At 67.5% G+C, this 22,207-nt stretch carries 18 protein-coding genes; 10 read left to right on the forward strand and 8 right to left on the reverse strand.

Features of this window, described 5'->3' with window-relative positions:
- Positions 1-185: 185 nt before the first annotated feature.
- Positions 186-2,936, reverse strand: a complete 2,751-nt coding sequence (locus ACU5AP_RS01635; protein ID WP_446680716.1) for a TonB-dependent receptor — start codon at positions 2,934-2,936, stop codon at positions 186-188.
- A gap of 346 nt (positions 2,937-3,282) precedes the next feature.
- Entirely contained in the window at positions 3,283-5,400 is a 2,118-nt protein-coding gene (locus ACU5AP_RS01640) for a TonB-dependent receptor domain-containing protein (RefSeq protein WP_223850843.1), read from the reverse strand.
- 142 nt (positions 5,401-5,542) lie between these two features.
- On the opposite strand from ACU5AP_RS01640, the gene ACU5AP_RS01645 reads away from it, so the two are divergent.
- The 4 genes from ACU5AP_RS01645 to rlmJ all read left to right on the forward strand — a co-directional run bounded on the left by ACU5AP_RS01645 (position 5,543) and on the right by rlmJ (position 9,743).
- Entirely contained in the window at positions 5,543-6,433 is an 891-nt protein-coding gene (locus ACU5AP_RS01645; protein WP_128720342.1) for a DUF4232 domain-containing protein, read from the forward strand.
- Between the two features lie 39 nt (positions 6,434-6,472).
- Positions 6,473-7,675: a glycine C-acetyltransferase gene (locus tag ACU5AP_RS01650; protein ID WP_128720341.1), complete on the forward strand. Its 1,203-nt coding sequence runs from the start codon at positions 6,473-6,475 to the stop codon at positions 7,673-7,675.
- A gap of 73 nt (positions 7,676-7,748) precedes the next feature.
- Complete coding sequence (gene tdh, locus ACU5AP_RS01655; protein ID WP_128116493.1) at positions 7,749-8,795, forward strand: L-threonine 3-dehydrogenase; 1,047 nt, start codon at positions 7,749-7,751, stop codon at positions 8,793-8,795.
- A gap of 114 nt (positions 8,796-8,909) precedes the next feature.
- Complete coding sequence (rlmJ, locus tag ACU5AP_RS01660) at positions 8,910-9,743, forward strand: 23S rRNA (adenine(2030)-N(6))-methyltransferase RlmJ (protein WP_128720340.1); 834 nt, start codon at positions 8,910-8,912, stop codon at positions 9,741-9,743.
- On the opposite strand, the gene ACU5AP_RS01665 is transcribed toward rlmJ, so the two are convergent.
- A complete protein-coding gene (locus tag ACU5AP_RS01665) occupies positions 9,740-10,075 on the reverse strand; it encodes an antibiotic biosynthesis monooxygenase family protein (RefSeq protein ID WP_128720339.1) in 336 nt (111 codons plus the stop codon). The two genes, rlmJ and ACU5AP_RS01665, sit on opposite strands and share 4 nt — an antisense overlap.
- An 87-nt stretch (positions 10,076-10,162) precedes the next feature.
- On the opposite strand from ACU5AP_RS01665, the gene ACU5AP_RS01670 reads away from it, so the two are divergent.
- A complete protein-coding gene (locus tag ACU5AP_RS01670; protein ID WP_164918035.1) occupies positions 10,163-10,861 on the forward strand; it encodes a glutamine amidotransferase-related protein in 699 nt (232 codons plus the stop codon).
- A gap of 77 nt (positions 10,862-10,938) precedes the next feature.
- On the forward strand, positions 10,939-13,458 hold the full coding sequence (locus tag ACU5AP_RS01675; RefSeq protein ID WP_446680717.1) for an ATP-binding protein: 2,520 nt from the start codon (positions 10,939-10,941) through the stop codon (positions 13,456-13,458).
- A 10-nt stretch (positions 13,459-13,468) separates the two neighbouring features.
- Here ACU5AP_RS01675 and hemF read toward each other — a convergent pair whose 3' ends face one another.
- Positions 13,469-14,323: an oxygen-dependent coproporphyrinogen oxidase gene (gene hemF, locus ACU5AP_RS01680; protein WP_373863228.1), complete on the reverse strand. Its 855-nt coding sequence runs from the start codon at positions 14,321-14,323 to the stop codon at positions 13,469-13,471.
- Positions 14,324-14,571: 248 nt separating this feature from the next.
- Here hemF and ACU5AP_RS01685 point away from each other — a divergent pair, with 248 nt between their 5' ends.
- Positions 14,572-15,849, forward strand: a complete 1,278-nt coding sequence (locus ACU5AP_RS01685; protein ID WP_040345738.1) for a dipeptidase — start codon at positions 14,572-14,574, stop codon at positions 15,847-15,849.
- Between the two features lie 22 nt (positions 15,850-15,871).
- Here ACU5AP_RS01685 and ACU5AP_RS01690 read toward each other — a convergent pair whose 3' ends face one another.
- Positions 15,872-16,489: a DUF2726 domain-containing protein gene (locus ACU5AP_RS01690; protein WP_128116500.1), complete on the reverse strand. Its 618-nt coding sequence runs from the start codon at positions 16,487-16,489 to the stop codon at positions 15,872-15,874.
- A gap of 71 nt (positions 16,490-16,560) precedes the next feature.
- On the reverse strand, positions 16,561-17,016 hold the full coding sequence (locus tag ACU5AP_RS01695) for a tRNA (cytidine(34)-2'-O)-methyltransferase (protein ID WP_128720335.1): 456 nt from the start codon (positions 17,014-17,016) through the stop codon (positions 16,561-16,563).
- A 196-nt stretch (positions 17,017-17,212) separates the two neighbouring features.
- Between ACU5AP_RS01695 and petA the strand changes: the two genes are divergently transcribed.
- The 3 genes from petA to ACU5AP_RS01710 are packed head-to-tail and all read left to right on the forward strand — an operon-like array spanning position 17,213 to position 19,964.
- Positions 17,213-17,767, forward strand: coding sequence for a ubiquinol-cytochrome c reductase iron-sulfur subunit (gene petA / locus ACU5AP_RS01700; protein ID WP_446680718.1), 555 nt, complete (start codon positions 17,213-17,215; stop codon positions 17,765-17,767).
- A 17-nt stretch (positions 17,768-17,784) separates the two neighbouring features.
- Positions 17,785-19,083 (forward strand): cytochrome b, encoded by a 1,299-nt coding sequence (locus tag ACU5AP_RS01705; protein WP_003165565.1) that lies wholly within the window; start codon positions 17,785-17,787, stop codon positions 19,081-19,083.
- 5 nt (positions 19,084-19,088) lie between these two features.
- A complete protein-coding gene (locus ACU5AP_RS01710; protein WP_003165564.1) occupies positions 19,089-19,964 on the forward strand; it encodes a cytochrome c1 in 876 nt (291 codons plus the stop codon).
- Positions 19,965-20,040: 76 nt separating this feature from the next.
- Here ACU5AP_RS01710 and ACU5AP_RS01715 read toward each other — a convergent pair whose 3' ends face one another.
- Positions 20,041-20,517: a hypothetical protein gene (locus ACU5AP_RS01715; RefSeq protein ID WP_128720334.1), complete on the reverse strand. Its 477-nt coding sequence runs from the start codon at positions 20,515-20,517 to the stop codon at positions 20,041-20,043.
- A gap of 55 nt (positions 20,518-20,572) precedes the next feature.
- On the reverse strand, positions 20,573-22,177 hold the full coding sequence (locus ACU5AP_RS01720) for a M28 family peptidase (RefSeq protein WP_223850845.1): 1,605 nt from the start codon (positions 22,175-22,177) through the stop codon (positions 20,573-20,575).
- Between the last annotated feature and the right edge of the window lie 30 nt (positions 22,178-22,207).

A 22,207-nucleotide genomic window follows, 5' to 3' on the forward strand; every position in this document is an offset into this window, starting at 1 on the left:
GGCCTTTTTCATGATCATGGCTCTTCGTCATCCTCGGACTTGATCCGAGGATCGGGCCATCCGTCTGCGTGACGGCGGACAGGAAGAGCGCGCCGGTCCCCTCGATCCTCGGATCAAGTCCGAGGATGACGGCGGAGGGGGCCGACTAGGCCGCCCTTCCTTCGTTAGCGGCGGTGGTGCGGCCATCAGTACAGGATCTTCCGCAGGCTGATCCTGAACGTGCGGCCCAGCGGGTCGAGGTAGTCGGGCTGATACGACAGCGGCGTCTCGCCCAGGCCGTCGCGGACCTTCAGGCGCTGGTCGAAGATGTTCTCGACGCCGACGCTGACGCGGGCGCCCTTCAGCCACGGGTAGCGCGAGACCAGGCTCTCCCGCGACGAAAGGTCGGCGAACAGGTTCAGGTTCACCGTCGTCAGGTCCGAGAAGCTCAGGTCGTCGTCCGGCGACGAGCCGCCGTTGATCCGCGTGGACTCTTTCCAGTTGGCGTTCAGGAAGCCGCCCATGCCGCTCTTGAAGGCGCCCATCTGCAGCTGGACTTCATTGCGGGACTGGCCGCCGCGCGCGCCGATGGCGGCGCCGTCCAGCAGGTCGAGCACCGGCAGGCCGTCGCGGATCGTGATCTCATCCTGGATGCGATAGGTGTGGTAGAGCGAGATGTTGAAGCGCCCCTGGCCCGGCATCATGCCCCCGCCCCGGCCGCGTCCGCCGCCAGGCTGCATCCGCATTCCGCCGCCAGAGGGCGCGCCGCCCGCGCTGTGACCTCCCGGAGGCGGGCCGCCCTGGACGCGCATGACTGTCGGCGCGCCGCCGCCCGGTCCACGCGAGCCGCCGCCGCTGCGCGCGTTCATGCGCGCCATGGCGGCGGGGTCCGGCTTGCCGAAGGCGGTCGAGAAGTTCAGACCCCAGCGGATTTCCTGCTGCTCGGCCTTCTGGAAGTTCAACGGCCGGGCGTCGATCGACAAAAGATTGCCGTCCAGGTCGCGCGTGAAGCGCTCGGGCAGGGCGGCTTCCAGTTCGGGCGTGATGGTTGGGAAGGAGGCGATGGAGCCTTCCGTCTCGGTCCGGGTGTAGTTGGCCGTGAAATGCAGATCCTTGTCCTTCAGCGGGGTCAGGTTGACGCCGAACTTCAGGACGCGCTTGGTCTCCTCGGACAGGTTGGGGTTGCCGCCCTCGATGCGGACGATGTTGACCGACTGGCCGGTGGCGAAGTCATAGACCGGCACGTTCGGGGTCGAGATCGTCGGGTCGTTCAGTTGCGACATCGACGGGGCCTTCTGTTCGTCGGCCCAGCTGGCGGTGAAGTTGACCGGCTCCCACGGCGACCAGTTCAGCCCGACCGTATAGGCCGACAGGCCGCCGAAATCGGACAGGTCTTCATAGGCCAGGTTCAGATTGGCCGACAGGTCGCCCAATGCGCCCAGCACCTCGCGGTCGCGGCTGGCGATGGGCAGGTTGAAGTTGCCCGAGGCGCTGGTGCGATCGCGCGACAAGGAGCGTTCGGAGAAGACGCTGGCCTGCTGTTCCTCGGAGAAGCGCAGGTTCTCGGAGTCCAGCGACTGGCTGTCGAAGCCGACCTTGAAGGTCGAGGTCAGCGATCCGGCCGGGCCTTCCCAGGCCGTGCCGTTGATGACGCCCTCGAGGCTGGACTTGCTGGAGATGGAGCGCGCGGTGTCGAACGGATTGGCCGGCAGCTGGCCCAGATCGCCGAACGGGTTGATGGTTCCCGCCGTCACGCCTGCCTGCAGGGCGTCGTCGTTGAGGCCTCGGCCGGTGCGGGTCTTGGTCTCGGTTCGGTCGTAGCCGCCGTTCACCGTCCAGCGCCAGTCGCCCAGATAGCCGTCGACCAGGAAACCCAGCTGGCCCGACAGGGTGTCCGTCTGCCGCCCCAGCGCGCCGGGCGCGTCGATATAGCGATGCAGAAGCACGTCGCCGGCGAAGGGCGAATAGGGGCTGGCCGAGGGCAGGGCCAGGCTGAGGCCCGGCAGGCCCAGGTAGGAGAAGCTGGATGTATCCTCCAGTTCGCCGCTGAGCGTCATCGACATGGTCTGGTTCAGGTCGCGCACCAGGGAGCCGGAGATGGAGCTGTTCTCGCGCTTGGGCGACAAGGTGCGATAGGCGGTCAGGTCGTCGGCGCGCGGCCCGACGCCGAAGTCGGACAGGCTGGCGCCGCCCGCCGCGCCCGCCCCGACCGAGGCGGTCGTCACGCTCTGGCCCAGCAGGGCCGACAGGGCGGGGTCGATCTCGCCGCCGCCCGGCGCGGTGACATTGCCCATCAGGTCATAGGGAACGCCCTCGCGGGTGATGTTGCGCTCGGTCTCGAACAGGGGGGTGTCGCGTTCGTATTCCAGGTCCAGCGTCCAGCGCTGCTTGCCCGAGATGCGCAGGATGTTGCTTTCCAGGTCGGTCATGGTGCGGCCGCCCTGGTCGGGACGGCGCGCGCTGGCCTGCATGGTCACGGAGCGGAAGTCGGCCTTCAGCACGAAGTTCACGACCCGCTGATCGGCGCTGTAGCCGTAGGACAGGGCGGTTTCCTCAGGCAGGATTTCGGTGCGCTCGATGGCCTCGGGGGGGATGCCGCGAATCTCGCGGAAGCCAGAGATGCGCCGTCCGTTGACCAGGAAGACCGGCGAGCCGCCGCGCGAACTGCGCGTCACCGGCTCCAGCAGGGTCATCAGCTCCTCGATGCTGCTGGCGCCGTAGGCCTTGATCTGCTCCTCGTCGAGGGTCAGCTCGGGCTCATAGTCGCCCAGGGCCGCGCCGCGCCGGGTGGTAGTGACGGCCGCGAGCGTGCCCAGGTCATAGGCGCCGTCGTCCAACTCTTCCTGCGGGACCGGGGTCGCCGTCTGGGCTGGCGTGGACTGCGGCGGGGCGGCGGGCGCCGCCGTGTCGGCAGGGGACAGGGAGGCGAGGGCGAACAGCAAGGCGACTGGCGACATGTCGAGTCCTAAAGGCAACCGGAAAACAGGCACGCTCGCGACCGACGCCCTGTCTCGTCGATCGCATCGACTCGATTAAAGAACGATGTGCGCCGAAAGGGGACGCAATCGCTCTCCTGGATTAAACTCCTGTAATGCGGGGCTTAGTCCTGTTCGAACCGACAGGACTCCAACGGACGAAGGGGCGGAATCCGTCGGATCCCGCCCCTCGTTTTTTGCAACGGCGAAGAAACCTAGACCATTTTCGGTTCAGTCGGATCGACTGAACCCAGAACAATGGTCCAGAATTATCTGGAGCGAATATCTGAGTTTAGTTGGACATGCGTCCAACTAAACCGATTTCGCTCTAGAAGCGGGCGCGCACGCCCACCGTCAGGTTGCGCCCGCGCAGGGGCGCCGTCTCGGCCAGGAAGGAGGCGTGGTTGAAAGCCGTCTCGTCCAGCAGATTGGTCCCGCGCAGGAAGATCTGCGAGCGCACCGGCCCCAGATCGACGTCATAGGCCACGGTGGCGTTGACCATGTCGTAGCCGGGCGTCTCGGTCTCGAAAGCGGCGATGTCGGTCTGTTTGAAGGTGCGGCTGTACTCCACATCGCCGGACCACGGTCCCTGGAAGGCGGCCAGGCGCACGCCCGCCCGCGCCGCCGGGATGCGAGGCAGGTTCCCGCCGTCGCCCTTCAGCTCGCCCTGGACGTAATCGCCGAACACCGTGCCCGACAGCCACGGGGTGAACTGTTGCGTCAGTTCCCCCTCGATGCCGGTGAAGGTCGCGTCGGCCTGGCTGTAGCGGATCAGGCGGAAGTCCTCATGCTGATCCAGGGTCCGGGCGAAGATGTAGTCGTCATAGACGTAATGATAGGCGCTGACCGAGCCGGTCAGGGCGCCTTCGGTCTTGCGCAGGGTCAGCTCGATCGAATTGGCCGTCTCGACGTCCAGGCCAGCGTCGCCGATCTCATAGGTGTTGGTCGCCAGGTGAACGCCGTCGGCATACAGCTCCTGGGCCGAGGGGGCGCGTTGCGAACGCGACAGCGACACGGCGCCGGACCAGCCGGGGGTGAAGTGCCACACCGCCGCGCCCGAGATGGAGAAGGGCTTGTGCTCGACGTCGGGCAGGCCGACGGCCGAGGCCTCCTGCCATTCCTGGCGCAGGGCGCCTTCCAGGTGCCACAGGCCGATCTCGTATTCCTCCATCACGAACAGGCCGGTGTTCTTGGTCGTGCTGGGGGCCAGGAAGCTTTCCTCGCCGATGGCGGCGAAGTCGCTCTTGCTCAGCTGCAGGCCGACCACGCCGCGGAAGCCGGCGATCTCGCGGTGCTGGGCCTCGATGCGGCCGTCGTAGCCCTTGTTGGTGAAGGTGGTCGAGACGACGCCTTCTTCCAGCTCGCTGTGCTCATAGTCGGTGTAGCCGGCGCGCAGACGCACGTTCTCGATGCCCGGCAGCGGGTCGCGCAGTTCGCCGCGCAGGTCGACGCGACGGCTCTTCAGACGGACCTCGGGGGCGGCGTGGTCGTGATCGCCCTCATGCTCGTGCCCGTGATCGTCGTCGCCGTGGCCATGATCGTCGTCGTGGCCGTGACCGCCGCAATGCAGATGGTCGCCGTGCGGGTGGCAGTCTTCATACTCATGGCTGTGACCGGCCAGGCCGTAGCGGCTGGTCTGTTCGGTATAGGCCGCGCCCAGATAGCCGTGCGACCCGATCCAGGAGGCGCCCAGCGTCGCCGTCGAGGTTTCGTTGTAGGAGCCGTCCAGACGCGGCTCGTCCCAGCCGGGAACCTTGTAGTCGTCCGACTTGCGCGCGGCCGCCTCGACGCGGACGGCGAAGTTTCCGGCGCCGACCGTCAGGCCGACCACGCCGGCTTCCTCGTCATCGACCGAGCCGCGACGGTATTCGGCCACGCCCTCGCCGCCGTTCGCTGGGACGCGGGTCGGGATCTTCTTGTCCAGCAGGTTGACCGCGCCGCCGATGGCGCCGCCGCCGTAGAGCAGGGCCGCCGGGCCGCGCAGGATCTCGACGCCCTCCAGCAGCAGGGGCTCGCCGCTGACCGCGTGGTCCGGCGAGACCTCGGAGGCGTCCATCAGGCCGGCGCCCTCGCTCAGCACCTTGACGCGAGGCGAGGTCTGGCCGCGCACCACCGGGCGGCTGGCGCCGCCGCCGAAGGTGTCGGAGTTGACGCCGGGGATGCTGTTCAGGGTGTCGCCCAGGGTCGACTGACGCCGGTGGACCAGGTCGTCGCCGCTCAGCAGGGCGACGTGCGAGCCGACGTCGTCGCCCGCGCGGCCCAGGGGCAGGGCGCGCACCACGACCTCGTCCACCTCATAGGCCTCGGCGGCGCGGGGGGCGTGATCATGCGGGTCGCCCTGCGACTGACGCTGTACGACGTCTTCGGCGAAAGCGGGCGCAGCCACGCCCAGGCTGGTCAGCGCCGCCGCCCCCGCGGCGGTCAGCAGGAAGGTCCGAAATCGCATGTCACGCATCCCCGTTACAATGATGGGAGGCTTGATATGTTATAGTATATCGTTACGCAACTGCTCCCTGACGATTTGCCGGGGGCGGAGCCTTCACAAGCCCTCGACGTTGCAGCAGGGTCGCCGCAGCAAGGGGGCCGCCATGACCAGATCCGCCACGTTCCAGACCATCGCCCTGACCGCCGGATTGGGGCTGCTGGCCGCCGGATGTTCTCGGGAGAAGCCGGCCGAGCCGACCTCGCCGATCGAGGCGCCGACGGACCAGAGCGCAGCCGCCGTCGGCTATGCCTGCGAAAGCGGCAAGACGGTCGTCGTCGCCTATCCCGACGCCCAGACCGCTCGTCTGTCCTACGAAGGAAAGGACTACGCCCTGACCAACGTCGTTGCGGCCAGCGGCGCCCGGTACGCGGGGCAGGGGCTGGAGTGGCATACGGCCAGCCGAGGCGAACTGGAGAGCGGCACGCTGAGCCGCATCGGCCAGACCGGGGGGCCGGGGGATCAGGCGGGCGGCGCCATCATCGAGCGCTGCAGCCGCCCGGTCGCCGCTGTGGCGCCGCCGCCGTCGGGCGCGCCGTGCGCCGCCGAGAACCTCCGCCTGACGGTCGAGGGCGGCGACGCGGGCATGGGTCATCGCCTCACCACCCTAGCGCTGCGGAACACCGGGCCTGACGCTTGCACCGTGACCGGCTATCCGTCCGTCAGCCTGCTGGACGCCGAGGGCAAGTTGATGACCGGCGTTCGCGCGGTTCAGGCGCCGGGGAGCTATCTCGCCCAGGGCCGCGCGCCGACGCCGGTGGAAATCCGCCCGCAGCAGGCCGCCTGGTTCGATCTGGCCTGGACCGTCATTCCGGATGAAGACAAGGGCGAGACGACCTGTCCTTCGGCCAAGACGGTGCGCGTGACGGCGCCGGGCGCCGCGACGGCGATCGCCCTGCCGCTGGCCTTTACCCCCTGCGGCGGGCAGGTTGAGGTCAGCCCCCTGCGGCCCGTCGCCGACGCCTCGGCTCAAACTGTTTCGGAGCTCGCAGACTAGGGGTTCAAACCTGCCCGAATTCAGCGTAGCGGAGCAAACATGACCCAAGATACGAACCAGGCTTTCTACGATCGCGTCTCCGCCGAACTGGCTGACATCGACACCCAGGGGCTGACCAAGCCCGAGCGCGTCATCGCCTCGCGTCAGGGGCCGGTGATCTCCGTCAACGGCCGCGACGTGCTGAACTTCTGCGCCAACAACTATCTGGGGCTGGCGGGCGACGAGCGCGTCACCCAGGCCGGGATCAAGGCGCAGGAAAAATGGGGGGCGGGGACGGCCTCGGTCCGCTTCATCTGCGGCACGCTGGAGATCCACAAGGAACTGGAGCGCGCGATCGCCGACTATCTCGGCTTTGAGGACGCTATCCTGTTCGCCGCCGCCTTCGACGCCAACGGCGGCATCTTCGAGCCGCTGTTCGGGGCCGAGGACGCCATCGTCTCGGACAGCCTGAACCACGCCTCCATCATCGACGGCGTGCGCCTGTCGAAGGCCCAGCGTTACCGCTTCGCCAACTCGGACATGGCCGATCTGGAGGCCAAGCTGAAAGAGGCGCGCGCCGCCGGCGCCCGCAACATCATCATCGCCACCGACGGCGCCTTCTCGATGGACGGCTACATCGGCAAGATCGACCAGATCCGCGCCCTGGCCGACCAGTATCAGGCCCTGATCATGGTCGACGACTGCCATGCGACCGGCTTCCTGGGCGACAAGGGCAGGGGCTCGTTTTCGCATTGCGGCGTCGAGGTCGACTTCGTCACCGGCACCTTCGGCAAGGCGCTGGGCGGCGCCATGGGCGGCTTCATCTGCGCCCGGTCGAGCGTGGTGGAACTGCTGAAGCAGCGGGCGCGGCCCTATCTGTTCTCCAACGCCCTGGCGCCCGCCGTCTGCGGCTCGTCGCTGGAGGCCATCCGCATCGCCGCGGGGGATGAGGGCGACAAGCTGCGCGCCCAGCTGTTCGCCAACGCGGCGCGGTTCCGTTCAGCCATGGCCGAGGCGGGCTTCGACCTGCTGCCGGGCGAGCATCCGATCATTCCGGTCATGCTGGGCGACGCCAAGCTGGCGCAGGACATGGCGGCGCGCCTGCTGGAGCTGGGCGTCTATGTCATCGGGTTCAGCTTCCCCGTGGTGCCGCGCGGCCAGGCCCGCATCCGCACCCAGATGTCTGCGGCCCACACCTTCGAACAGATCGACGCCGCCGTCGCCGCCTTCACCCGGGCGGGCAAGGAGTTGGGGGTCATCTGATAGGCGTTCGCCTGTATCGTCATGGCCGGGCGACCGGCCGTGACGGAATTAAATAAGCGTTTGAGGAAACGACATGGCTGACATGATGAAGGCCCTGGCCAAGACGAAACCGGCCGAGGGGCTGGAGCTGATCGACGCCCCCATTCCCGTCGCGGGCGATGAGGACGTGCTGATCAAGGTGCACCGCACCGCCGTCTGTGGCACCGACATCCACATCTGGAACTGGGACGAGTGGTCCCAGAAGAACGTGCCCGTGCCGATGATCACCGGCCACGAGTTCGCCGGCGAGATCGTCGCCATCGGCAAGGACGTGGATCGCCGCCTCAAGGTCGGCCAGCGCGTCTCGGCCGAGGGGCACGTCATCGACCTGAACTCCGAAGCGGCCCGCGCCGGTCACTTCCACCTGGACCCGGACACGCGCGGCATCGGCGTGAACCGCCAGGGCGCCTTCGCCGAATATGTGGTGGCCCCGGCCTTCAACGTCATCGAGCTGCCGGACGACGTGCCCTATGAGATCGGCTCGATCCTGGACCCGTTCGGCAACGCAGTGCACACGGCGCAGCAGTTCGACCTGCTGGGCGAGGATGTGCTGGTCACGGGCGCCGGTCCCATCGGCATGATGGCCGCGGCCGTGGCGCGCCATGCGGGCGCTCGCACCGTGGTCCTGACCGATATCAACGACTTCCGTCTGGAACTTGCGCAAAAGGTTGCGCCGGGCGTGCGCACCGTGAACACCACCAAGGAAGACCTGCGCGACGTCATGCACGAGCTGGGCCTTAAGGTCGGCTTTGACGTGGCGCTGGAGATGTCGGGGTCGCCCGTCGCCTTCAAGCAGTGCGTCGACACCCTGATCATGGGCGGCGGCATGGCCCTGCTGGGCATTCCGTCCAAGCCGATGGAGACGGACTGGGGCGCGATCATCCTGAAGGCCCTGACCATCAAGGGCGTCTATGGCCGCGAGATGTTCACCACCTGGCGCAAGATGCTGGGCCTGCTGAAGGCCGGTCTGGACCTGACGCCGCTGATCACCCACCAGATGCCGTATCAGGACTTCGAGGCGGGCTTCGAGGCCATGAAGTCGGGCAAGTCGGGCAAGGTCGTCCTGAACTGGGCCGATTGATCGCAATCTGAAGCGAGGCCAAGGCCCCCTGTCCGCAAGGCAGGGGGCCTTTTTCGTATCAGAGCGCTGGTGATGCGGGCTTGACCCCGCGCTCGCCGCGAGAGACGAGCGGGCATGAATTATCGTCACAGCTTTCACGCCGGAAACTTCGCCGATCTGGTCAAGCACGCCCTGGTGCTGTGGCTGTTGAAGGAGCGGCAGGCGCGAACCGACGCCTTGGGCCCGGTCGCCGTGCTGGACACCCATGCGGGCGCGGGCCTCTACGACCTGTCGGGCGATGCCGTCCGCTCGCGTGAGGCCGAGGCCGGGGTGGCGCGGCTGATGACCGCCGAGGCGCGGCCGCCGCTGATCGAGGCGCTGGCGGCGGAAGTCGCGGCGCTGAACCCGCAGGGCGGGGTGCGGTTCTATCCCGGCTCGCCGGTGTTGACGGCGCGGGCCTTGCGGCCTGAGGATTCCTATCGCGGCTTCGAGCTGAATCCGCCGGTCGAGGCCCTGTTGCGCGAGGCGCTGGCGGCCTGGCCCAACGCCGTGGGGCAGGCGGGCGACGGCTATGAGGAGGCGGTGCGTGCGGCGCGGGGGCTGAAGGCGCCGCTGGTGCTGATCGATCCGCCGTTCGAGCGGCCCGACGACTATGTCCGCTCGGCCGAAACGGCGGCGGCGGTGTTGCGCGCCGATCCGACGGCCTGCGTGGCGATCTGGACGCCGCTGAAGGATCTGGAGACCTTTGACGGCTTCATCCGGCGGTTGGAGCAGGCGGGGCTGTCGCGGGTGCTGGTGGCCGAGGCGCGGCTGCGTCCGCTGAACAATCCGATGAAGATGAACGGCTGCGCCATGACGGTGGTCAACGCCCCCTCGGGCGCAGAGGCGGCGGCCGCCGAAATCTGCGGCTGGACGGTCCAGGCGCTGGGCGACGCGGGCGGTCGGGCCGAGGTCTGGCGCGCGGGCTAGGGCTGGATGACCTCGCCCGGCTCATAGAGGTGCGGCTCGAAGGTCGCGATGGCCAGGATCGGCCCCATGGCCGCGACGATCCGAGGATGGCGGGTCATGGCCTTCCAGGCGTCGGCGTCGGCCCAGACGGCGTGATTGGCCGCCACGCGACCGTTCAATCCGCGATGCAGGGTGGCCGAGACGAAGCCGGGCAGGGCGATCTGAATACGCACCAGATCCGCCAGACGCTCCATCAGTTCGTCCTGATGGGGCGCATTGCACTTGAAGACATTGATCAGGACGACCAGGTCTTCAAGCGGCGCATCGGCCTGGGCGTCGGCGGAAGAAGGCATGGGCGGTTCGTCTCATTGCTTTGTTCTTTCTTCTACCGCAATCCGGCCGCTGAGGCTTCCTTCACTCCTGTCGATCAAGTGGATTTCATGACCGCCATCGCCATCCTCGAAACCGGCCGTCCGCCCGCTCATCTGGCCGAGGCGTTCGGCGACTACACCGCCCAGTTCCGCGCCATGCTGGGCGAAGGCGCGACCACCCATCGCTTCGACGTTCAGGCGGGCGAACTCCCCGAGGATCCGTCGGCCTTCGTCGGGACGATCGTCACCGGATCGGCGGCGGGCGTCTATGAAGACCTGCCTTGGATCGAGCCGCTGTCCGCCTGGCTGCGCGAGGCGCGAGGCAAGACGCGGTTGGTGGGCGTGTGCTTCGGCCACCAGATCCTGGCCCACGCCTTCGGCGGTCGGGTCGAGAAGTCCGACAAGGGGTGGGGCGTCGGCCTGCACCGCTATGACGTGCTGAGCGATGAGGCCTGGATGACGCCCGCGGCGACGACCATCGCCATTCCGGTGTCGCACCAGGATCAGGTCGTGGCCGCGCCCGCCGATGCGCGGGTGCTGATCTCCAGCGCGTTCACGCCCTATGCCGGGCTGGCCTGGGGGCAGGACGCCATCAGCTTCCAGTGCCACCCTGAGTTCGATCCGGCCTTCGCCGCGCGCCTGACCGAGGGGCGGCGGGGACGTATCGACGACGCCCTGGTCGATCAGGCCCACGCCACCCTGGCCGAGCCGAACGACCGCGCCGTCCTGGCCGACTGGATCCGCGCCTATCTGGGCGTGTCGGCCTGAAGGGCGGTCATGGCGTGGCGCGTGTCGTCGAACGGCGCTAAGTCTTAGGCAACTTTCGCAGGACTAGGGTCGCGAGGATGTCTTCCATACGCCTCAAGACCTTTGTTCGCGCGCCCTTGATGGCGGTCGCCCTGATGGCGGCCGCCGCGCCCGCCACGGCCAAGGCGGTGCAGAGCGCCGAACTGGCGCGTGCGGTCGAACAGCGCGCCTCCCGTACGAATTTCGCGGCGCTGGAAGCTTTCGGCCTGGCGGCGATAAAACGCCGTGACCGCGAGGGGCTGAACCGGCTGTATCATGTCGCCTGGACGGTTCTGAACCAGGGCGATTTCGAGCGAGCGGCTATTTGGAACAAGCGCCTGGAGACGCAGGCGCGCGCCCAGAACGACCAGCGCTACCTGGCCATTGCGCGACTGAACGCACTGACCATCCGCTATGACCAGGGCGACCTGTCGGTAGAAGAGGAGATGGCGCGCACGGCCCGGACCTCGCGCGATTGGTTCGTCATGGCCCATGCGGCCCGCTTGAGCGCCCTGGCCTTGATGGATCAGGACCGGGTAGGCGAAGGCCTGCGCCTGCTGACGACGGTCGAGGCGGAGATTCCGGCTCACGACCCCTATGCCGCCACCGCTCGCGCCGGCGTGTGGGAAATGACGGGCATGGGCTTGATGAAGCTCAGCGACGTGGCGGGCGCCGCCGCCGCCTTTCGTCGTTTTGAGATCGACGATTCCAACCCCGATTACCCGCGCCCTGATTTCGACAGCCTCTATAATCTGGCGCGCATGGCGATTCAGGTCGGGGATTTGCCGAACGCAGAACTCTATTACGCGGCGCACCACCGCTTAAGCCAGCGCGCCAATCTGGAAAGCCTCAGCGCCTATGACGCCGCTCTATGCGCAGCCGTGGCCGATGCACGACGGGATTCGCGCGGGGTGCTGGACTGTCTGGCTCCGCACGAAGCCCTGATAGACGGCAAGGCCTTTCTGGCGCTGGACATTCTGCCGGCGCGCGGCGTGGCGCGGGCGCGGCTGGGCGATCTGGCGGGCGCGCGTCGCGATCTGGAGCGCCTGCGCGACCTGGCGCCGGAAGGGGCGGTCGATCCGACCGAGCGCCTGCTTGAGGCTGAACTCCTCTTCGGCTCAGGCCGGCCGCGCGAGGGGTTCGAGATCTTGCGCGAGTATCAGCGCGAGCGCGACCTGCACCTGTCCCGCCGCTTCAGCGCGGGCATTCATCAGGTGACGGGCGACATGCAGCAGCAGTTGGCCGAGCGGCGTCGTCAGCTCGAGACCGCGCGCGCCAACACCCAGCTGCAGCAGGCGGTGATCCGGGGGCAGAACTGGATTCTGGCCATCAGCCTGGTTTTCGTCTTGTCGGTGCTGCTGGTGCTGCTGTGGCAGAGGCGACAGTCGCGGCGTCTGAAGAAGGCGCAGCTTCACGCCGAGGCGGCGAACCGAGCCAAGAGCGAGTTTCTGGCCAATATGAGCCATGAGATCCGCACGCCCCTGAACGGGGTGGTGGCCATGGCCGAGGTTCTGACGACGCGTGATCTGCCGGAGCGGGATCGCGAACTGGTCGACATCATCCGTTCGTCGGGGGTCACTCTGGAGCGGCTGCTGTCGGACATTCTGGACGTCGCTCGTATCGAGGCAGGCCAGGTGGCGATCGACTCGACGCCCTTCGATCTGGAGCAGGTGACGCGCGATGTGGCTGTCCTGTGGGCGCCGCTGGCTCTGGGCAAGGGCGTCGAGCTGCGGCTGGACTATGATCCGACCTTGCCCCGTCGGGTCATCGGTGATGCGGTGCGGCTGCGTCAGGTGCTGACCAATCTCATCAGCAATGCGTTGAAATTCACCCAGGAAGGCGCGGTGACGCTGGAGGCCGTGCAGGGCGAAGGGGAACGCGTGCGCTTCACGGTCACGGATACGGGCATCGGCTTCGACGCCGAGTTCAAGTCGCGCATCTTTCATCGCTTCCAGCAGGAGGACGGCTCGATCACCCGTCAGTTCGGCGGCAGCGGCCTGGGGCTGGCCATTTCGGATGATCTGGTGCGGCTGATGGGCGGCGAGTTGGACTGCGAGTCTCCGCCGCAGGGCGGCGCGCGCTTCTGGTTCGATCTGCCGTTGCCGCCGGTCGAGGGCGCAGAGGATGAGCTTGAAGCGGCTCCAGTTCCGCCTGCCGCCCTGCCGCGTGCGGATCGCTTAGGCGCGCCGCGCGTGCTGCTGGCGGACGACCACCCGGCCAACCGCAAGGTGGTCGAGGTCATGCTCGAGCCTCTGGGGATCGCGCTGACGCCGGTGGAGGACGGGGCTCAGGCCCTGGCCGCTTTCCGCGAGGGGAGCTTCGACCTGGTGCTGATGGACATGCAGATGCCGGTCATGGACGGGCTGACCGCGACGGCCGAGATGCGCGCTCACGAACGCCGCACGGGCGCCGAGCCGACGCCGATCCTGATGCTGACCGCGAACGCCATGCGCGAACACGTCGAGGCCAGCCATCGCGCGGGCGCCGACGGCCATCTGACCAAGCCGCTCAGCGTGGCGGGCCTGACCAGGGCCGTTGCAGAGGCCCTGGACCGGGCGAACGATCAGGTTTCGGCGTGAGCCTTCGCCTCTAGGGCCACTTCACCACGGGCGGCATGGAGCTGAGGATCGACTCGACGTTGCCGCCGGTCTTCAGCCCGAACATGGTGCCGCGGTCGTAGAGCAGGTTGAACTCGACATAGCGGCCGCGGCGGATCAGTTGCTCCTCGCGCTCGGCCTCGGTCCAGGGCTCGTGCATCCGGCGGGCGACGATGTCGCAATAGACCTTGAGGAAGGCCTCGCCGACCGCCTGGGTGAAGGCGAAGTCGCGCTCCCAGTCGCCGCTGTCGTGGTGGTCGTAGAATACGCCGCCGGTGCCGCGTGGTTCATTGCGGTGGGGTAGGAAGAAATACTCGTCGCACCACTGCTTGTATTTGGCGTGCCAGGACGGGTCGAAGGCGTCGCAGGCGCCCTTCATGGCGGCGTGGAAATCCACGGTGTCCGGGTGGTCGTCGCGGCGGTCCGCATCCAGCACGGGCGTCAGGTCGCCGCCGCCGCCGAACCAGGTCTTGGTCGTCGAGATCAGGCGGGTGTTCATGTGCACGGCAGGCACGTGCGGGCTGACCGGGTGACAGATCAGGCTGATGCCGGTGGCGTAGAAGCGCGGGTCTTCCTCGGCGCCCGGCACGTTCCTGGCGTAGTCGGCGGGGAAGGTCCCGTGGACGGTCGAACAGTGGACGCCGACCTTTTCAAACAGGCGGCCGCTCATCATGCCCATGACGCCGCCGCCGCCCTCCTTGCGGTCCCAGGGCGTGCGGACGAAGCGGCCGGGCTCTCCGGCGAACAGTTCGGCGGGGGCGGCATCTTCCAGCGCCTCGAAACCGGCGTGGATCTTGTCGCGCAGGGTCTCGAACCAGACGCGGGCGCGCTCGCGGCGCTCAATCATGAGGGCGGGGTCAGCTTGGATCATGAGGGCTTCAACCATGACGCGGCCTTTGTGAACAGTCCGGCGGGGTGCGCGGATGCGATCCTGATGCCGCAGGCGACGGCGGGGGGCCTTGATCCAGATCACAAGGCGCGACGCAAACGATGCCTACGGACGGTTCCCTCGACGGCGCGCATGTGCCAGCGTGCGGCGCCCGTAAAGCGGCGCCGTGGGGCGACCGGGCGGGTCTGTAGCTCAGAGGGGAAATCATGATCCGCATCGCCTTGCGCGCCAGCCTGCTGGCCGCCGCCTCCGTCGCCGTTCTGGCGGGACCGGTTCTGGCTCAAACGTCTCAGCCTCAAGAGGCGCGCGTGATGCAGATTTTGAAGCGCACGCCCCTGATCGACGGGCACAACGATTTGCCGTGGGCGCTGCGTCAGGGCTTCGGGAATGATCCGCACGGCGTTGATCTGAATGCGAATCTGTCGACGTCGACGCGCCTGCATACGGATATTCCGCGTCTGCGCGCCGGGGGCGTGGGCGGTCAGTTCTGGTCGGTCTATGTCCCCGCCAGCATGGCGCCGGTCGACGCCGCCAAGGCCACCTTCGAGCAGATCGACACGGTGAAGCGCATCGTCGCCGCCCATCCCGAGACCTTCGAGATCGCCACCACGGCCGACGACCTGGTCCGCATCCACCGCGCGGGCAAGATCGCCAGCCTGATCGGCATGGAGGGGGGCTATTCGATCGACGACTCTCTGGGCCTGCTGCGCGAGTTCTACGATTCGGGCGCGCGCTACATGACGCTGACCCACTCCAAGAGCACGACCTGGGCCGACAGCGGCACGGACGCGCCCAAGTGGGACGGCCTGAACGCCTTCGGCGAAGACGTGGTCCGCGAGATGAACCGTCTGGGCATGATGGTCGATCTCAGCCACGTATCCGAGGCCACCATGGTCGACGCCATTCGCGTGTCCGAGGCGCCGGTGATCTTCTCCCACTCTTCGGCGCGGGCGGTGACGGCTCATCCGCGCAACGTGCCTGACGCCGTGCTGCGCCAGATGGCGGGCAACGGCGGCATCGTCATGGTGACCTTCGTGCCGGGCTTCGTCAGCGAGGCCGTGCGGGCTTCGGGCGCCGCGCGCGGCGCGGAGATGACGCGGCTGACGGCCCTCAATCCCGGCGATCCCGCTGCGGTCAAGGCGGGCATGGACGCCTGGAACGCCGCCAATCCGGCGCCCAAGGCGACGATGGAGGACGTCATCGCCCACATCCAGCACGTCCGCGACGTGGCGGGGATCGACCACGTGGGCCTGGGCGGCGACTATGACGGCGTGGACAGCCTGCCGGTCGGCCTGGAGGGCGTGGACGGCTATCCGCGCCTGCTGGCCGAACTGATGCGCCGCGGCTGGAGCGAGGCCGACATCCGCAAGATCTCGGGCGAGAACCTGCTGCGCGTCATGCGCGCGGTGGAGCGCGTGGCGGCCTCGAAGAGCGCCGAGCGGCCGAGCCTGGCCAAACTGCCGAACGACGGCGCGCCGGAGTAAGGTTCAGGCTAGGACAAGGCGATCAGGCCGGCTCGTCGGCAGGCGTTCTGCGCCGGACGAGCCGGTCGATTTCGAAGGCCAGTTCTTCGGGAGCATGCCCGGAACGAATTTCCAGGAACTCGATACCGGCACGTCGGAGAGCTTCTCGTTTCACGGCGTCGCGGGCGGCGGCCGTGCCTTGATAGTGGCCTGAGCCCTGGTATTCGACCGCGGCGATCGGCAGACCGTCCCTGGCGATGATCAGCATGTCGACCCGCTTGCTGTTCACGGCCTGAAATGCGTTCGTATCCGTGGAGCCCAGAACCTCACCGAGCGAGACCTGGGCCATGACGCGCCAACCGAGCGGGTGCTTGGCCAAGCCGCGCTCCAAGGCGTAGAAGACGCGCGCTTCCTGTCGCGACATCAGTCGTTTGGCGTAAAACTCAGCCTTCATGACCGTCGCCAGCTGATCTGTGGCGGGGTTTCGAGGCGTGGGAACGACCTTGACTGCGGTCGTCGACGGTTTGGTTCGGCGCCGCCCACGGCGTTTCATGGCGTCAGCCGCGCTCAACCCGATCAGAAAACCTGCGAGAAGGGCGAACGCCAACAATAAAGGCAGTTGGTCCGGCGTGGTAAGCTTAAGCCACAGGGATTGCATCATGGTCTCCGCTATTGCGGATCGACGTTATGCATGTGCGGGTTGGCGTGAACTGAACGGCTTTAGTTAATCGCTCAACGCGTCGGCAGTTCGTTCATCTGCCGCAACGCCTCATGCAGGCCGATTCCGGCGCTGACCGACAGGTTCAGCGACCGGGCTTCCGGGCGGATGGGGATGTAGATTCGCGCATCCGCGGCCGCATGGACGTAATCGGGCGAACCGGCGCTCTCCTTGCCGAACAACAGAACGTCATCGGGCCGGAAAACGAAATCCGTCAGGGGTTCGGCCGCGCGCGTGGTGAACAGCACCAGCCGTCCCGGCGCCCGGTCGCGCTGGAAAGCGTCCCAGTCCGCATGGCGCGTCATATGGGACAGCGGGCCGTAATCCAGCGCCGCGCGCTTCATCGCACGATCGTCGAAATTGAAGCTGGTGGGCTGGATGACGTGCAATTCCACGCCGAAACAGGCGCTCAGACGGATGCAGGCGCCGACATTATGGGGGATGTCAGGTTGAAAAAGGGCGAGACGCATTCTAAGGCCCTCATACGCGCGGGGCGGGGCCTTGTCGCGGCTTTTGTTGCGACTGTTTCGCAAATCGCTTTCGCGACTTGTCAGGAACAGCCGAAACCAAGGCCGGACGGGCAGGGGTTTGCCGTCGCATGATAGGGTTCCATTCGGTTGACGTCCCTTCCCGGGGCGGGCGACCGGCGATGCAGAGGTGAAACGCGTGGCCGAATCGGTCGTGAATGCTGACGGGCCTGACGGCCAACACGGGGGTGGCGAGGCCACCCGCCGCGACTTCATCCACATTGCGGCGGGCGCGGCTGCGGCCGGCGCCGGCGTGATGGTGGCGTGGCCCCTGATCAACCAGATGAACCCGGCGGCCGACACCCTGGCCCTGGCGTCGATCGAATTCGATCTGACCAAGGTTCAGGAAGGCCAGCAGGTCGTCATCAAGTGGCAGGGCAAGCCGGTGTTCGTGCGCTATCGCACCCCGGCCGAACTGACCAAGGTCATCGACGAGGGCGCCGTGGGCAGCCCGCCGCAGACCGACGCCGAGCGCACCAAGGAAGGCCACGAGAAATATCTCGTCGTCATCGGTTCGTGCACCCACCTGGGCTGCGTGCCGACCTTCAACGCCGGTGAATACGGCGGCTGGTTCTGCCCGTGCCACGGTTCGCACTACGACGCCTCGGGCCGCATCCGTAAGGGGCCGGCGCCGCTGAACCTGATCGTGCCGAACTACGAATACGTGTCCGACACCCGCGTGAAGATCGGCTGAGGACGGACAGAGGAACCATGAGCGATCACGAATCCACTTACGTCCCGAAGACCGCCGTTGAGCGGTGGATGGACACCCGCCTGCCGATCATTCGTTTCGGCATGGACTATGCGAACCTGCCCACCCCGAAGAACCTGAACTACTGGTGGACCTTCGGCGGCATCCTGGCGATCTGCCTGATGACCCAGATCATCACCGGCATCGTCCTGGCCATGCACTACACCCCGCACGTCGACATGGCCTTCGCCTCGGTCGAGCGCATCATGCGCGACGTGAACGGCGGTTGGCTGATCCGCTATGTGCACGCCAACGGCGCGTCGATGTTCTTCATCGCCGTCTACCTGCACATGCTGCGGGGCCTGTACTACGGCTCCTACAAGGCGCCGCGCGAGATGATCTGGATCGTCGGCTGCGTCATCTTCTTCCTGATGATCGCCACGGCCTTCCTGGGCTACGTCCTGCCGTGGGGCCAGATGTCCTTCTGGGGCGCTGAGGTCATCACCAACCTGATCGGCGCCATTCCGGTCGTCGGCGAGCCGATCCTGGTCTGGCTGCGCGGCGGCCCGGCGATCGACAACGCCACGCTGAACCGCTTCTTCTCGCTGCACTACCTGCTGCCGTTCGTCATCGCCGGCTGCGTGGTGCTGCACCTGTGGGCCCTGCACGCCGCCGGTCAGAACAACCCGGTCGGCATCCTGATCCCGAAGGACCGTCAGGCCAAGGACACGCTGCCCTTCCACCCGTACTTCACGGTCAAGGACGGCTTTGCGATCATCCTGTTCCTGATCCTGTTCGCGGTGTTCGTCTTCTACAACCCGGGCGCCCTGGGCCACGCCGACAACTATATCCCGGCCAACCCGCTGCAGACCCCGGCGCACATCGTGCCTGAGTGGTACATGCTGCCCTTCTACGCGATCCTGCGCGCCATCCCCGACAAGTTCGGCGGCGTGGTGGCCATGTTCGCCGCGATCGGCGTGCTGTTCGTCCTGCCGTGGCTGGATACGTCCAAGGTGCGCTCCATGCGCTACCGTCCGACGATGAAGACCTTCTTCATCATCTTCCTGTTCGTCTGCTTCGGCTTGGGCTGGTGCGGCGCGCAGCTTCCGGACGCGCCGGTCGTGCCGGGCATGCCCAGCTTCAACCTGATCGACGGCCAGCTGAACTCCTACCTGTGGCTGACCCGCCTGTTCACCGCCTACTACTTCGTCTTCTTCCTGGTGCTGATGCCTCTCATCGGCCTGCGTGAGAAGCCGCTGCCGATCCCGGCGACGATCTCGGAGCCCGTGCTCCCGTCGACCGCAGCCGAGAAGGCCTGAGCGCGATGATGAGCAACGAGAAAAAGACCGTGTCCTTCCGCAAGATCCTCGTCTCCGTGACGGCCGCTGTCGGCCTGGTCGCCATCGCCGCTCCGGCGATGGCCGCCGGGGGCGCCAAGCATCCGCGCGACGGCGGCTTCAGCTTCGCCGGTCCGTTCGGCACCTTCGACCAGGGCCAGCTGCAGCGCGGCTACAAGGTCTATCGTGAAGTCTGCGCCTCGTGCCACGGCATGGATCTGGTGCACTTCCGCAACCTGGGCGACAAGCACGGGCCGTTCTGGAATCCGAAGTATCCGAACCCGAACGACAACCCGGTCGTGAAGGCTCTGGCCAAGGAGATCCAGGTCGCCGACATCGATTCGGAAACGGGTGAAGACCTGCGTCGCGACGCCACCACGGCGGACCGCTTCCCCAACCCCTACCCGAACCCGACGGCGGCCGCTGCGGCCAACGGCGGCGCCATGCCGCCGGACCTGTCGGTCATGGCCAAGGCCCGCCACGACGGCGCCAACTACATCTATTCGCTGCTGTCGGGCTATTCGACCCCGCCGGCGGGCCTGAAGATGGCGCCGGGCCAGCACTACAACCCCTATATGGCGGGCGACATGACCCCGTTCTGGGAAGGCAAGGGCCATGTGCCGCCGGGCGGCTTCATCGCCATGCCGGCGCCGCTGACCGCGGGTCAGGTCACCTATGACGACGGCACCGAGGCGACCGTGGACCAGATGTCGAAGGACGTCGCGGCCTTCATCGCCTGGACCTCCGAGCCGAAGATGGTCGAGCGCAAGCAGATGGGCTTCGGCGTCATCATCTTCCTGCTGGCCTTCGCGGGCGTGACCTACGCCAGCTATCGCCGCATCTGGAAGGGCGTCGCCCACTAAGGCGCTTTCTCCTCGCAGACGAAACGACCCGCCGGAGCGATCCGGCGGGTTTTTTCGTGGGCGGCGCCCTGTGCCGTCAGCGCGCCAGGGTGGTGCAGCGGATCAGGCGCTGGGGCTGCTCATTAGGCCGATCCAGCCAGATCAGGCGCAAGGCGTCGTCGGTGGCTTCGAAGCGGGCGGGGCGTTCGGCCTGGCCTGCGGCCGTCTGGCAGGAGAGGAGGGCGTCGTAGCCTTGACCGCGCTCATTGATGGTTTCGATCACGCAGAGCAGTCCGCGCCCGTGCAGATCGGTGGTGGTGATCTCGAGCGCGGCCTCATCGTCTGGCTGCGCGCAGGCGCTGGCCGTAGCGGCCCATCGGCCGACGAAGCTGGTCGCGCCGGCGCCGCGCAGCAAGGGCTCCATCCCAGGCGGGCGCTGGGGCGGGGGCGCCGAGGTTCCCGGCCCCTGTATGGGCTGGGCGGGCTCCGTGGGCGGGTTGACCTGTCCCGGAGGGTCGCAGGCCGCCAGCAGGGTCGCCAGCACGACGAAGAAGAGAGGCGAAGGGCGCTTCATTTCCGCCTCAACGTGCGGGCGGGCGAGGGCGTTGCCGCCCTTGCCTTTTGATGCGTCAACGCCGGGCCGCCGCGCTGCGGTCGCGGACCTGGCCGAACTCGGAGGTCGGCTTCCAGCTCGGCCATTCGTCGCCGTTGGCCAGGTCCAGGCCCAGGCGATAGAGCAGGGTCAGGTTCTCGACCGCCGAGCGCAGATCCCAGTCGGCCGACCACTCGTCGCTGGGGCGATGATAGTCGGCGCCGAACTTGGCCTTCCAGGCCGGCAGGCCCGCCTCGCGGCCGCCCTCGACCCAATCCACCCCGTGCCAGGGCATCAGGGCCGGCACGCCCGCGCGGGCGAAGGGGAAGTGGTCGGAGCGGTAGTAGAAATTCTGCTCCGGCTGGCCGTCGTCGGAGACGTAGCGGCCTTCCTGTTCGGCCAGGGCCTGAAGGTCGTCTTCGAGGCTGTTCTGGCCCTTGCCGAAGATGGGCACGTCGCGAGTCGGGCCGCTGAGGGGCAGCATGTCGATATTGATGTCGGCCACCGTGGTCTCCAGCGGATAGACCGGGTCGGCGACATAGGCGTAGGCGCCCAGCAGGCCCATCTCCTCGGCCGCCATATGGGCGAAGACGAGGGTGCGCTTCGGCGTTGGGGCGGCCTTCAGCTGGCGCGCCATCTCGACCACGCCGATGGTGCCCGAGGCGTTGTCCCAGGCGCCGTTGAACACCTTGTCGTCGCCCGCTGCGTGTTCATTGACGCCGACATGGTCCCAGTGGGCGGAGTAGATGACGACCTCGTTCGGGCGTTCTGTTCCAGTGATGCGCGCCAGAAGGTTGTGAGTGCGCAGGATTTCGACCGATTCCTCGGCTGAGGCCGTGATCCGCGTCTCCAGCGGGAAGGCGCGGAAGTCGCCGGTCTCGAGGCGGGGCTTCAGCGACGCCAGGTCCACGCCCATTTCGGCGGCGACGTCGCGGTTGACGGCGCCGCTGAGGGTCAGCTCGGCGGAGCCGGGCGTCAGGGTTCGGGTGCGGTTCGCCCCTGATGTCTCGCGTCGCCAGGCGGCCGCGCCCGCGTCGCCGTCGACGACGGTCAGAACCGCCACGGCGCCGCGCCGCTTGGCCTCGTCAGCCTTGTAGGCTGCGGACTGGTAGGTGGTGGCGTAGGGGCCGTTGAACAGTTCGCCCTCGGGCTCGCCCGCCACGACCAGGACGACCGCTCCGGTCACGTCCAGATCGCCGTAGTCGTCCCAGCCTCGCTCGGGCGCATGGATGCCGTAGCCCGCGAAGACAACGGGGGTGTCGATCACCTGGCCCACGGCCGCATCGTTCATCGCCCGCAGGGTGAAGTCGGTCCCGGCGGTCAGGGCGCGGCCGCCGGGCGGCGTTCCGGTCAAGGCCAGCGCGGGCTCGCCCCTGGGCGTCAGGCGCTTCAGGTCGATGATCTGCAGCCATTGGCCGTTCGGGCCGCCGGGCTCCAGCCCCATGGCCTCATACTGGGCCTGCAGCCAGTCCAGCGTCTTCTGCTCGCCCTGCGTGCCGGGGTAGCGGCCCTGGAAGTCGTCGGCGCTGATGACGCGGATGTCGTCGGACAGGCGCTGGGCCGAGAAGTCCTGGGCCGAGGCGGCGCCCGCGACGAGGATCAGCGCGGCGGCGGCGACGCCGCGAATGAAGCGATGGTGCATGGCGTTTCCTTCGACCTTCCCCACGAGGCC

This window comes from Brevundimonas sp. RM1 (assembly GCF_052907225.1).